The sequence below is a fragment of the Parasphingorhabdus litoris DSM 22379 genome (assembly GCF_020906275.1).
In the GTDB taxonomy this organism is placed as follows: Bacteria; Pseudomonadota; Alphaproteobacteria; order Sphingomonadales; family Sphingomonadaceae; genus Parasphingorhabdus; species Parasphingorhabdus litoris.
Genome location: NZ_CP086727.1, coordinates 2159620 through 2172750 on the forward strand (window position 1 = coordinate 2159620; position 13131 = coordinate 2172750).

Here is a 13131-nt window from a genome sequence, read left to right on the forward strand (position 1 = left end):
TCACTATTTTTTCGAACCAGATGCCTTTTTGGGGGTCGCCTTTCGAGCAACAGCTTTTTTGGCCACTGGCTTTCTCGTTGGTGCTTTTTTTGTGGCGACCTTCTTGGTAGAAGCCGCTCGCGCGCTTAATTTGACCGTCTTCGTTGCACCGGCTTTTTTCGCTGCAGTCTTTTGCGGCTGAGAATTTTTCCTCGCTGCTGGCGTCGCTTTCTTGGGAACTGCTTTTCTGGTGACCTTTGCTTTTTTTACACTTGTCGCGGTAGTACGCTTTGCACCAGGTTTGGCAGCAACGGGCACCAGATCTTCATCATTTTGCCCAAGTGCTTTTAGGAACATGCCCCTCACCTCAGCAACATGATCATCTAGAGTTGTTTTCTTCCATTTGCTCGTATCAACCGGCGGCAAAATATCAACTTTCACCGTGGCCGGCCGCATTACAAATTCATTTTTGGGAGCAACATCACCGGCATTGTGGATCACAATGGGAACCATCGGCACGCCGGCCTGCATGGCCAAATGGAAAGCGCCCTTTTTGAATGGCCCAACCTTGGGTGATAAAGTACGTGTGCCTTCTGGCGCGATGCAGATCGATTTTCCATCAACCTTAATTGCGTCAACTAGAGGCTCCATCGCCTTGATTGCATTGCGGCCATCAGCGCGATCAACGAATACGGTGCCTGCCATTTCCATGACCTTTCCGATGACTGGCGTATCCTTTACCTCTTTCTTGGCAATGCCTCCGACGTCCTTGCGCACTAGTTTCGCCATGATCATTACATCGGCTTTACTCTGATGGTTGAAGACAAAGATGCAGGGCCTGTTGACCCAGAGATTTTCCTCTCCACTAATATCCAGTTCAACGCCCGTGAGAGCGGTTGCAATATCTCCGAACAGACCCGTCGAAAAATTTGTTGCTTCCCGTTGGGATCCCGTCAGCGCCCAGATCGGCAATCCGGCGACGAAAGAGGTTACGAGTGACCCGGTCGCATATATGGTCCGGAGATAATCAACCGGCTTCCCCTGCCCCCGGCTGTCAAATTTTTGCAGTGGCCAATCGCGTTCTTTGGCCACTTCCGTCAATTTGCTATTTGGATTAAGGGGCCTTGGTTTGCCGACCCGTTCCAACAACTCAATATCATCATAACTGTCTGAGTAAAAATAGCTTTTATCGAGATCAAGCTTATATTCCTCGGCTAGTTTTTCTGCCGCAATAACCTTGCCTTCGCCAAAACAAAGTGGGCGAATGATATTGCCCGTAAACTCGCCATTCTCAACTTCATATTGAGAGCACAACACATGTTCGATATTCAAATCACGGGCAGTCGGTTCAATCTGATAGATTGTCGCTGACGATACAATAGCAACGGTATGACCTTTCGCCATATGCGCTTCAATCAATGCTCGCGACTCTGGGTATACTTTTCGAGCAATATGCTTCTGATACAACTCTTCACCAAATTCGAAATAGCTATCCTCGGTGACGCCCTTCATGAATTTGGACGCTGCCGTCATCAGGCCGGAGAACCCCATACTCCCCATGCTGTATTGCGCCATCACATTGGCCGTTTCGACCAATTCTTCGGCGGTCATCTCCCGGCGTTTGATCTTCTCCCACAGCATAGCTGTGGCCGAATATCCGGCGATAATCGTACCATCAAAATCAAACAAAGCTGCAATATGCGGCCCTTCGGGCGCTTTCAGCACATCTTCCAGATGAGTATCTCGATCCACCATATTGCTCCTCAGATTTTACCGATCCCCTTGATCAGAAAGTCATCCTGCCAAAAAAAAGCAGCGTTTCACAGTCTTTATTGGCCGTTCGGACAAATTGATGGCGATTTCAGTTCTCATGTCCGATTCTGAACCATCGAGAGGCCTTAATAAATCCAACCCGAATCTGATCGAAATTTATGAAAATCGAGCAAATTCTGGTTGTTAGTCATCAAAAATTTGAACGTTGATGAGATCAATCAGTCGGAAATCCGCGATCTTCTTTGGTTACAATGTCATTAATCCATCTTTTTGCGCACTGGTTAACAAACCACCCCTATCTCGTTCATTATAAGTTCGTGGGTGAACGGGGAACAAATGAGACGACCATCAAACTATCGCTCTAGCAAATTGGCTATTGCAACGATCATGTTCGGGATGTCTGCTCCATCTTTGGCGCAGAGCACAGATCCTGTCGTGGAAGATCCAGTTGCGAGTACAGGCGAGCAAGCCCAAAGCGCTACTGCTCCTGGCAATCAGGATGTGCGCCCTATCGTTCCGATGGGCGGCAGCATCGATCCGTTCTCAGGATCCATCGATCCATTCTCGGGTACAATCGACCCCTTCTCAGGTTCCATCGACCCCTTTAGCGGTTCTATTGACCCCTTTGCTGGCAACATCAATCCGTTTGAAGGAAATATTGATCCGTTTGCGGGCAATCTAAATCCATTTCATGGTGAGATCCGAGCGCTCTGGGGTGCCATTGATCCTTTTGGCGGCAATCTCGATCCATTTGCAGGAAATGTTGATCCATTTGCTGGGAATGTTGATCCATTTTACGGCAACATCGACCCGTTTGTGGGACAGACAGATCCGTTAAGCGGTGTTGTTCTGCCAAGCTATATGGAGATCAACTCTTTTTGGCATGAATTTGGCGCCAAATGGAGAGAGGTCAATTTGCTGGTGAACGAGATCCAGTCAGAGGGATTGACATACGACAGATATCAGGAAATTCAATCGCAAAGCAATTTGCTTGTAAGTCAATCTGAAACAGTTTGGGATGATGCAATTTTGGCAAGAGAAGGATCTGCGACCAAATCCAGCTTCCTGACGCCTCTCCTCGCTAAATATGGAGTATCAGCTTCCAATCCAATCGGATTGATGAACTTGACGAAAGCACAACGCGCGCAGCTTGTGACCGAATGGTTTGATGGTTTAATGCAATATAGTGGCCATGATCGTGTAGATCACTGGATGCGGACCATTAATTGGACGCCTGAACTGACCAAAATTCAAGGCAGCGGCGCCGATAGTGTTATCGGCATTTTGGACTCATCAATCGTCAACGACCCTGATCTCGAAGGAAATGTTTTCCATTCCGGCGGCTATCAGGCCCATGTTGGCGGACATGGCACCGGGGTAGCAAGCCTGCTTATTGCTGATCATGATGGTCAAGGCGTTATGGGCATTGCCCCCAATGCCTCGGTGGCCACTTATAATCCGTTTGACCATACAGGAACAGCCTCTTGGGATGATATTCGCGACGGTATCGTTTCGCTAAAAAGCGTGAATGCTAGCGTTATCAACATGTCGCTTGGCGTCCCGGGTTGGACGCTCCACCCTGAATGGAATAATGTTTTCAACGACTCACAGGTCGCAAGTAATAGTAAAAATACAGTTTTTGTGGTTGCAGCCGGTAATGACGGACTGACCCAGACGCAGGATATCGAGTGGAAAGCAGTTAAAGACAATGGCTTGATTGTCGTAGGTTCAATTGATCCGTTGGGCAATATTTCCAATATTTCAAACCGCCCAGGATCAACCTGCCTGCTGGAAAAGGGAGTTTGCACAGGCACTTATCTGCGGGATCAGTTCATTGTTGCTCCAGGCGAGCTTATTTTGCTTTCTGATGGTGAAGGCGGTGTAACCCGCCGTTCTGGTACATCTTTTGCAGCTCCACTGGTATCGGGTGCGATCACCCTGCTGCATGACCGCTGGCCTTGGCTTGCGCAACATCCCGAAGAGTCAGTAAGCATCATCCTGAATTCCGCTAAGGATTTGGGAGAGCCAGGCGTAGACGATGTTTATGGTGTCGGTTTGCTTGATATAGAAGCGTCTCAATCACCTTTAGATTTCGGTGCTCTTGAAATCTATGAATATGTTAATGGTCAACTGACACAACGCACAACCTCTCAAATCATTCAAGGCGGTGTAGGCGACACATGGAATGCCGACGGCGTTTTTCTGACCATGTTTGAGAACATTGGTGACACTTATCGTGATTTTGTTGTTCCGTTTTCTGATCAACTTATCGGACAGCAGTCCAGTATTACTGGATCTGAAGAGTATTTTCAGTCCTACATTACTGAACGTTTTGTTGATTGGAACACCAGTCTGTCGAACCTCAATGCAAGTGGCGGATTTTCGGATGTCGCGAGTTATTCAACTCCGAAGCGGGAGGGTTGGAATTTTGCTATATCGGCGAGCAACCCGACACGTTATTTGACCAATGGCCGTCAGGGTGAATTGCCGCATAGTGCCGTGAAGTTTGGTGATGCCGCTGGCCAATTCTCATTCAATGCTGGTTATGGACAGGGTTCTATTGCCCTGCTTGGACAGCAGTCTTTTGGCCTGACTTCTGATTATGATACCGCAACTGGCGGTTTGAACCCGCTACTTGGCCTAGCGTCCGGCGGAGGATTTCTCGACGCAGAATTTGCGATTGCAAAGAATACCAAGGTTGCCGTTGGCTTGACCAATCGGCGCCTTGATCATTCAGAAAATCAGGCGCTGACTGATGTGGAACGTGCGCAATTGCGCGGCGCGAAAGACTATCAGGCAAGCGCGTTCAACCTGCGTATGACGCATAAACCCATCAAAGCGGCCACGATAAGTGTCAGCTTTGCATCTTTGGACGAAAAAGATGGCCTGCTTGGTGTGCAATCAGCACTACAAAATAATCTGCGATATGGTTCGAACAGTAAAACGGTGACCGTTGGTGCCAGCCTCGACTTGCCAGAAGGGGTGAACATCGCTGCGTCAGCTACAGCAGGGATTACCAAATCAAATGGCGGAATACGCCAGAATTTGCGCACGAGTGGCAATGTCAGAAGTTCTGCATATGCATTTTCAATCGGTAAAAAGGGACTGATGCGTAAGGATGACCGTCTGAGACTGTCATTTACTCAGCCGCTCCACATCGAGAAAGGCACGTTAGAATATAATGCAGTCGAAATCGTTGACCGCTCAACGGGTGAAATCGGAACCGTGACACGTGACTTCAGTATTTCCGACAAAAATCGCCGTTTCACGGGAGAATTTCTCTATGCCACACCGGTTATGGGGGGCGGGGAGTTCTCACTCTTTGGACGAGCGCAATATGATGCATCGGCCCGCGGCAACGTTAACGAAATAATAGCAGGTGGCGTGCTAAGTATCCCATTCTAAAAGATTTATTGGGGGATGAAAGGCGTAACCATATCTATCCCCCAATAGTCGGATTACTAGTGCGGGGGCTTATAGTGGAACGAACGATAATTACAGCTTTGTTGTTTAGCGCAGCGCTAAACATATCTGCTGCACATGCGCAGAGCGAACCTGTTGATTCTGCATTCGAAACACAGATTACAGAAACCAAGTCCACCATGATGTCGGACCCGGGTACGGCTCTGAAATCGGCTCGTAAAGCGGCGATTATCGCCAATACAATGCCAAAAACCGAAGCAGCGTTGGCCGTTGCAACCAGCCAGTGGCTGGAAGGCGAGGCCCTTACACGGCTGAACAAGCCAAAGGCAGCAATGCCTGTTATTTCCGATGCATTGAAGACAGTTAAACGTGTGGCGCCTAACTCAAAACTGAACGCCGACTTGCTGAAATCCTCGGCGGCCATCGCTATCCAGACTGGGAAAGTTGAGCAAGCGCTACCAATGCTTCATGAAGCTTACCGGATGTACGGCGATCTGGATCAGAATCGCAGCCAGGCCATTATACTTCATAATATCGGCTCAATTTACTACGAGGCGCGTGATTATCCGCGGGTTCTTGACTATTACGATCAAGCGAAATCGGTCTATTCCGATGACCCTGCGCTTAACCTGTCTTCTCACAATAATCGCGGAAATGCTCTGAGAGATATGGGCAAATTTGGCGAAGCTGAGATGGAATATGCAGAGGCTTTAAAGGTTGCAAAGGAGATGGAAAGCCCTCTGTTGCAGACACGAATATTGACCAACCTTGCATTTGCCCAATATTCGCAAGGTGACTTAGGCAAAGCAGAAAAAACGACACTGGCGGGACTGGAGATTGCGCAAGCCGGTGCCGCTGATTGGGAACCCTTTCTTTGGGGAACGCGCGCGCAAATAGCCTTGGCCGGAAACCGGCTTCCAGAAGCAGAACGCTTTGTAAGCAAAGCATTTGAGGGCGTTGACCTAAAAAGTTCGACAATGTCTTATCGAGATTATCATTCTACCGCTTATCAGGTGTTTAATGCTCTGGGGCGTTACGACCAAGCGCTTAAACATCTCAGCGCATTCAAACGCCTTGATGACAATGGTCGAGAATTGGCGGCATCTACCAACTCTGCATTGCTGGCAGCACAATTTGACAATGCCAATCGCGAACTGGAAATTTCAAAGCTGGAAGCAAAGCAGGCGCAACGCGATTTGATGCTGGCAAAATCACAGACAATCTTGCGATACACGAGCCTGGTCTTGGTAGTGGCATTTGCTGTCATCGGCGCTTTATTTTTTGCTGTTGTGTCCATTCGAAGAAGAAGAAAAGCCGTGAGTGCTGCAAATGCACAATTGTCACATGCGGCACGTCATGATCTGCTCACGGGGCTCGCTAACCGCCGATATTTCAGAGATCTTCTGTCTGACGCGCTTGCTAACACCCACAATAATGGGGACCGATGCGCCGTTATGTTGATTGACTTAGACCGCTTCAAAGCAGTCAATGACACGCTCGGTCATAACATTGGAGACAAGTTGCTTTGTCACATTGCTGAGCATCTAAAAGAAGCAGCCGGCGACAAGTTCCATGCCGTACGGCTTGGTGGCGACGAATTTGCATTTGTCATTCCCAATGCTGAAAGTGATAGTGAAATTGAAGAACTCGGCCAACGTGTAATTGACGATATCTGTGGAACTCACGTAGTCGAAGGGACATCAGTGAATGTGGGAGCGACCATTGGGTATGCCATTGCTCCGCACGATAGTGATGATGTTCAGACCCTCACGCGCTTCGCAGATCTTGCGCTGTATCACGGCAAAGAATCTGGCCGCGGACAATGCGTCCGGTATAAAAAGTTCATGCAGGTTGAAGCTGATGAACGGCACATCTTGGAGAATGACCTCCGTGACGCACTACACAATGGGGATCTGTCAGTCGCTTATCAATCCATTGTGGATGCAAATAGCGAAGAAATCATAGGCTATGAGGCACTTCTGCGTTGGAATCATCGCACACGTGGCGAGATTTCACCGGCTGTATTTATTCCAATTGCTGAAGAAGCTCGATTGATTGGAAATATCGGTAACTGGGTGTTGCGGACTGCCTGTGCCCAAGCGAAAAGTTGGCCTGATCATGTCCGGCTATCAGTCAACGTTTCCGCGCTTCAGGTTGAAGGTGGTGGCCTTGCCAACAGTATAATTGGCGCATTGGCTTCCAGTGGTCTCAGCCCAGATCGGCTCGAACTGGAAGTGACGGAGAGTGTTTTCCTCGACAATCATGAAAAAACCGATGCGACACTGGAAAACCTGCGTTCGCTTGGCATCAACCTAGTTTTGGACGATTTCGGTACCGGTTACTCCTCGCTAGGTTATCTCCGCCGAGCCAGTTTCTCGACCATTAAGATCGACAGAAGCTTTGTTAAATCCGCGACGCGCGGGTCCAGCGAAAGCATGGCCATTATTCGTGCTATCGTGTCAATGGCGCAGGAATTGGGCATGAAAACTACTGCCGAAGGCATTGAAAATATTAGAGAAATGGACGTTATGCGTGACCTTGGCTGTACGCAGCTACAAGGATATCTATTCTCACGACCAACTCAGTCAGTTTCTGATCAAGCGAGCAATAGTAGCGACTCATTGGCAGTCATTTCGTTCTCGAACACCGAACTAAAACGTAAAGTGGGTTAGAAGTCAGCATTTTGCGAGAATGTTGGAGTGACTGGCGGAGAGACATCCGCCAAACTCTAGTACATCTGCGTTCGATTGGCTAAAGAATTAGCTTTTGTTCCTTTGCTTTGTAGGAATTTGGGTTCATCAATTTCCTCGATAATTCGCCCGCAGTCGGATTTTTTACGGGATGAAAAAAATACTCGCAGATCTCGAAGAGCGAAACCGGTCACAGCAATGGAAATTAATTCCATGCGAACACCAGGTCGATATTCCGTTGGCAGGAATCTTCTCCTTATCGTTCACAAAGGCAGAACCCGTTCTTGGATCGCGCGCTTAACAGGGCCTACGAAGAAACTTCATGACATCAGTCTAGGTAAGCATCCAGAGGTCAGTCTCGCTGACGCACGAGATGAAGTCGGAACTTTGCGCAAACAAATACGTGAAGGCAGGGATCCGATTGCAGCAAAGAGAAAAGCACTACCAACCAATTGTACATTCCGCGAAGCCGCGCTAGCTCGGCACAACGAGCGGGCATGTGATTTCAGAAATAAGAAACATGTGTCACAACGGATAAACACTTTGAGAGATTATGCCTTTGGCAAGATTGGTGATACTCGCATTGATGAACTCAAAATACCCGATGTCGTATATGTGATTAAGCCAATTTGGCGCGACAAACGAGAGACAGCGGAACGCGTGTTACAACGCATAGTTGCTATCTCCGTTTGGGCGGTGTTGATAGGTTATCGGTAACACGGGATTGACGCCAAGCCAGTACGAATGGATTTACCTGCTACGAAGAAGACTGTTCGGCACCACTCGGCGATTGCATATCATGCGGCACCTGATTTTATCGAAGCCTTAAAAACCAAAAAAGCATCGTCGTCACGATATACTTTACAGATGCTACTCTTGAATAGTTGCCGTTCAGGCAAAGTTCGCGGAACAACATGCGATGAAATTGGAACCGAAGTTATCGGAGGACTACCCAGCGCTGAATTTCAAGTCTGGGCGATTGTAGCCAAACGCATGAAAGCTGGTCGTGAACATGTTGCACCCTTAAACACTGCAGGATTCACCGTGATTGCTACTGCTAGGGTACGACAGCATAACACATTGCTCTTGTAGTTATTTGGTATCCAGGATTCTCTCCCCCGATCAATAGTCAAATCGATTAGGTTATTCATCATATCGCCTATGCGCCAGACCGTCCATCATGGGTTATCGTCTCATCGATTCAAAGTTATCAGTGGAGCAGTTCATGAGCATGTCCGGAATAGGTTCAGCCGCCGACTCGTCATCCATTCAAAACGCTTCTATTCGCGCTATAGAGGCACGGACCGGTAATCTGCACAACAGTGAAGCCCAACTTCATTTGGCCCAGTCAACTGGTCCAAATCAAACTGTTGCGCAACGGATAAGCGACCCTGTTGTCGATGACAGGGTAAGTCAAACGGTCGAGTTTGCCGGCTATCATTTATCCGACCCCTCTTACATCATCGGTGAAACGCTTAACGATCCGTCCTTAAGCCAGGCACAGAAAGATGAATATATTGCCCGGCTGGTAGAGATATCCCGGCTGACCAACCATCGAACGCTGGAGGGAGATGTTGTTACCACAGAAGTCACTTCGAAACTCCGCAAGGCGTTTGAAGATATTGGCGACACATGGACAGATCCACAAACGCCCGAATTACGTGATCAGGTGCGTGATGCGATCACGCGCGGCGCCGATAGTGGTCGGTTGAGCGCAACGGATCTCCACGGTCTTTTCGACACCGAAAATGGCGGATCAACTGATGGCATCCGTTCGCTGCTATCCAACATATCAAATGGTGACACCCTGCATTCCTTGTCTACCCGCTTGTTGCAGGATGCCCAACGTATCGGATTTGATGTCAGCTATGGTCCGGCACCCGGGTTGCTGGTCGCAGCGGCAGATTTTGCCAATATGGCGGCCCGGCAAGGCAATACAGCAGCCGCCAATGCGGTAGTAGCGGAAATACACGCGCAGACCCAAGGATTGTCACCTTCGGACGCCGCGAGTTTTATCAGAGAGATGAACTATATTGCTGACCAGGACCGATTTGGCGGTCCACAGGATGGGCGAGCAGGGTTTGACGTGCTTACCGATCTGCTGGGTTCGGCAACCACCCGAACCGAAGCTGGCCGAGCCGCCGCAGACTCCCTATTTGCTAACCTGGTGCGTTCCAATCCTCAGAACTGGCCTGACGATGGCACGGCTATGAGTCGCCTGGGCGAGTATTTCAACGCCCATCTCCCGCGGATGATAGAAAATGACTGGCGTGTGGACGGACCGAATAGCGGCGAGCAAACAACCCGGGTCATCCAGGACTTTATGCAGCATGTGATGCTGGACCCCAACTATTCCGGCCGTGACGCTACAGCAACGGCGATAAGCAATGAAATGCAACGTCTTGCAGGCGTCGTAGGCAATGAAGCTATACCGGAAGACCTTAGAGACACCGCTGCCACCAGCTTTGGGGCATTAATGGGTTCCTTACAAAAAGCTGGCCAGCTTTACATCGCAGAAGCGCGGGCAAGCACCGAAGCGAATATTGAAAATGTCAGGCTTTTCTCTGATCTGCTCACCAGCAAACTGCTAGAACGCGGCGGTCCTGTGGGCGGTGCAATTGGCGGAAGAGTTGTTGATGCAGCCTGGGAAGTTCTTGCCAATCGAGCAGAAAGCAGGGCTGCAGGTGATGTGGAAGATAGGATTGGAGGGCTAAAAGATCTCGGTCAGATATTCCGTAACGCGATGCAGGATCTGGATGCCGAAATCATAAGGCTGTTTGATGGCACCCTAGATGAGTATTTAAGAACGCGTCTGGATTGACGACGTCACTTATTTCATTTGAATAAAAAGCCATTGCGCCTAGGCCTTTGTCATCACGGCATCGCCGACGGATTTCAGAGAAAATATGTCATATTGGAGGCCGCTTGTCGGCCTGAATCTTGAAGATAGGCAAGTGCGCCGAGATCGGGATTCCGCCACTTGAGGCCGGACCCAGATTCCGCGGTGACGGCAAGATTGCTCGATATTCCATCTTCGCGGTTGATTACCGTGACGGCTATGTTGCTTGCTGCCTGGAGCTGCTGCACAAACTGACTTTGTTGCATCGCTTGCATGTTTGCAGGACCAAGCGCGTGGCCTCCATCGAGCAACCATTTTTGCCAATGACCAGACTGTTGTTCAAATTGTACTGCGATGCGTTGGTTCGGCCCTGCACCGGAAACAAAGACACGTGCGTATTCAGCGGCGGGTAGGCTGCTAATTGCTTCGCCGCGTAGGCCAAGGGCTGATAGCTCCGCCGTTCCTGCCTGACGCCATCCCGGAGGTGGGTTTGTGGACCGTCCAGCGGTAAAATCGGCTATGCGCGCAAATTCGTCTTTCCTATGATCGCCAGCAAACTCTGCTGCGACAGCCGATTTGGCCCCTCGATGCGCGATGTTGGTGGAGGTTGACGCCACATAATCCTGATGAAAGTGTATGTCTGTAAGCAGGTCATTTTTCTGCAGCCGCGCACCATCGAACAGCTGCATGGCAGCATGCGCGTGCGGACCAGAAACAGATCCGACCGTCATAAGAAAACTTCTTTCATCATCGACATTCTGACAATATCAGCTTCAGAGGTGTTTTGTCTCTAGTCGAAACGCTTAGGGTTGTTGGTTCCATTGTAGCCATAAATTGTTTGCCACCGACTTCGGCAGATTGATACGCTGCAATATCATCGGCCGGTCTTCACATTGCAGGGTTGCCTTGTCCTTATCCAGAAAGCTTAGCCGCGACCAGGTTAGCAACTCGTCGGATACCGAAAATAGCGAGCGATATTTTCTTCGTGCCAAGGGCCTGGCCATCCGGCCCTGCCGTCGCAAATAGACGATATCGTCCGCGCTGATTGCACAACCGTCTTTGCTCCGCAATCTTGCCTGCAACTGACCGGGTTTATCGCTTCGCAACACGACCAAAGTGGCCATTTGATCGATCAGTGTCGGGGCGACTTGCTCCACGATCCTGGTGTCAGCAAGAGCCGGATCGATAGACAGCTCCCCTGCACCATAAACTCTTATGGTCTCGCCATCCAACCACTCTGGCTGTCCGCCTTGTGACAATAACGCCTCACGGTGGCGCCAGTGCGATGCAACCAGACATGCTGTTTGTTCATCCCCGTTTTTCGCTAAACAGTCATTACGCGCTTTGTTGAAGGCAGCTTTACTGCGGTTTGCAGCTGTTCCAGTTCGCGCCGCTGCCAGTCGTTGCACATCTCTATACAAAGCTGCATTTTCCGACGTTGAGACAGGACAGGGTTCAGCATTTTGACCCAAGCACCATGGCGCTTCGCTGCTTCCTTCTTCAAAGCGGATCGCCTGCCGCAAAGCACTAACATCGTCTTGCGTTACAGGAATTTGACGATTCCCAACAACCAGTAAGGCTGGGCGGTCGAGTTGTATGTCGTTAAAAACCGGGAGTTGATTGAGCGCAATTGTTGCACCGCCCAATTGCGCTCCTGTTGTATCGGTATCCCAAAAGGCGAAGCTGGAAATTTGTGCTTGTCGTAAGTCCGTACCTTTCAGCGATAGCCCTTGGCGGTTGAACGAACAGCCGTCCGTTTCGCCGGCGCCGCAACTAAATCGAACGCCGCGCATCAAGGCGCCATCGAAACTGGTGCGTGCGAAACTGCCAGTCCAGCCACCGTCGACCAAACTGCCGTCCAGATTTGCGCCACTTGCATTCACATCGGACAGATCGCTTTCGCGCCACAGACTGCTGGTCAATTGCGCACCGCTAAGATTGGCACCAGCCAGGTTACTACGAACAAAGCCCAAACCACTGGCACTCACACTCGACCAGTCGCTGCCCGATAAATCGCTACCGACGAAGCAAATATTCTGCAGCTTCAGTTTTTTGAGTTGCCATCCTGCGAAATTGCCACCGTCAATGACAATTGGCGCGGTTCCTCTGCCGTTGCGACGGCGGACGTTTTTCAGATCGAGGAGCTTGCGAATTGTGCTACCGTCGACGCGCTTATGTGACGAACTTTCGATACCACCTGGTCCAATTGCTGCTGAAATACAGCTATCTACTGTCGCCGCTGTACCGCCTTCAGTTTGTTCGGCACCACCCAGAGCCGTAGCGGCCAGTATCAGTTCGAGCATTGCAAATGTCCCTCAGCGCCAAGCGCGAATCATTTATTCCCAACCCACTATCCGATCTTCGCGACCATCGGATGACAAGTCAAATGACGATAGTTGCATCCTGACTATCGCCCAGGCAATTGGG

General features: G+C 49.8%; 8 protein-coding genes. 5 read left to right on the plus strand and 3 right to left on the minus strand.

The features are described 5' to 3' along the window. Nucleotides 1-3: 3 nt before the first annotated feature. Nucleotides 4-1734, minus strand: coding sequence for an HAD-IB family hydrolase (locus BS29_RS10365; protein ID WP_229953580.1), 1731 nt, complete (start codon nucleotides 1732-1734; stop codon nucleotides 4-6). Nucleotides 1735-2088: 354 nt separating this feature from the next. Here BS29_RS10365 and BS29_RS10370 point away from each other — a divergent pair, with 354 nt between their 5' ends. From BS29_RS10370 to BS29_RS10390, 5 genes are all read left to right on the plus strand, one after another. Continuing rightward, complete coding sequence (locus BS29_RS10370) at nucleotides 2089-5157, plus strand: S8 family peptidase (protein ID WP_229953581.1); 3069 nt, start codon at nucleotides 2089-2091, stop codon at nucleotides 5155-5157. Nucleotides 5158-5231: 74 nt separating this feature from the next. Next, a complete protein-coding gene (locus BS29_RS10375) occupies nucleotides 5232-7847 on the plus strand; it encodes an EAL domain-containing protein (protein ID WP_229953582.1) in 2616 nt (871 codons plus the stop codon). Between the two features lie 75 nt (nucleotides 7848-7922). After that, nucleotides 7923-8582: a DUF4102 domain-containing protein gene (locus BS29_RS10380; protein ID WP_229953583.1), complete on the plus strand. Its 660-nt coding sequence runs from the start codon at nucleotides 7923-7925 to the stop codon at nucleotides 8580-8582. A 27-nt stretch (nucleotides 8583-8609) separates the two neighbouring features. After that, nucleotides 8610-8957, plus strand: a complete 348-nt coding sequence (locus BS29_RS10385; RefSeq protein ID WP_229953584.1) for a site-specific integrase — start codon at nucleotides 8610-8612, stop codon at nucleotides 8955-8957. Nucleotides 8958-9090: 133 nt separating this feature from the next. Then, a complete protein-coding gene (locus tag BS29_RS10390; protein WP_229953585.1) occupies nucleotides 9091-10686 on the plus strand; it encodes a hypothetical protein in 1596 nt (531 codons plus the stop codon). A 74-nt stretch (nucleotides 10687-10760) separates the two neighbouring features. Here BS29_RS10390 and BS29_RS10395 read toward each other — a convergent pair whose 3' ends face one another. Together BS29_RS10395 and BS29_RS10400 are read right to left on the minus strand one after the other, a co-directional pair. After that, nucleotides 10761-11435 carry a hypothetical protein gene (locus tag BS29_RS10395; RefSeq protein WP_229953586.1) on the minus strand — a complete coding sequence of 225 codons (675 nt, stop codon included), beginning with the start codon at nucleotides 11433-11435 and terminating at the stop codon, nucleotides 10761-10763. A gap of 72 nt (nucleotides 11436-11507) precedes the next feature. Then, on the minus strand, nucleotides 11508-13007 hold the full coding sequence (locus BS29_RS10400; protein WP_229953587.1) for a pentapeptide repeat-containing protein: 1500 nt from the start codon (nucleotides 13005-13007) through the stop codon (nucleotides 11508-11510). Between the last annotated feature and the right edge of the window lie 124 nt (nucleotides 13008-13131).

What these genes read in the sequence shown, in the direction of transcription:
- BS29_RS10390 (WP_229953585.1), top strand. Translation starts at nt 9,091, where the DNA reads ATGAGCATGTCCGGAATAGGTTCAGCCGCCGACTCGTCATCCATTCAA.
- BS29_RS10365 (WP_229953580.1), bottom strand. Translation starts at nt 1,734, where the DNA reads ATGGTGGATCGAGATACTCATCTGGAAGATGTGCTGAAAGCGCCCGAA.
- BS29_RS10395 (WP_229953586.1), bottom strand. Translation starts at nt 11,435, where the DNA reads ATGACGGTCGGATCTGTTTCTGGTCCGCACGCGCATGCTGCCATGCAG.
- BS29_RS10385 (WP_229953584.1), top strand. Translation starts at nt 8,610, where the DNA reads ATGGATTTACCTGCTACGAAGAAGACTGTTCGGCACCACTCGGCGATT.
- BS29_RS10400 (WP_229953587.1), bottom strand. Translation starts at nt 13,007, where the DNA reads ATGCTCGAACTGATACTGGCCGCTACGGCTCTGGGTGGTGCCGAACAA.
- BS29_RS10370 (WP_229953581.1), top strand. Translation starts at nt 2,089, where the DNA reads ATGAGACGACCATCAAACTATCGCTCTAGCAAATTGGCTATTGCAACG.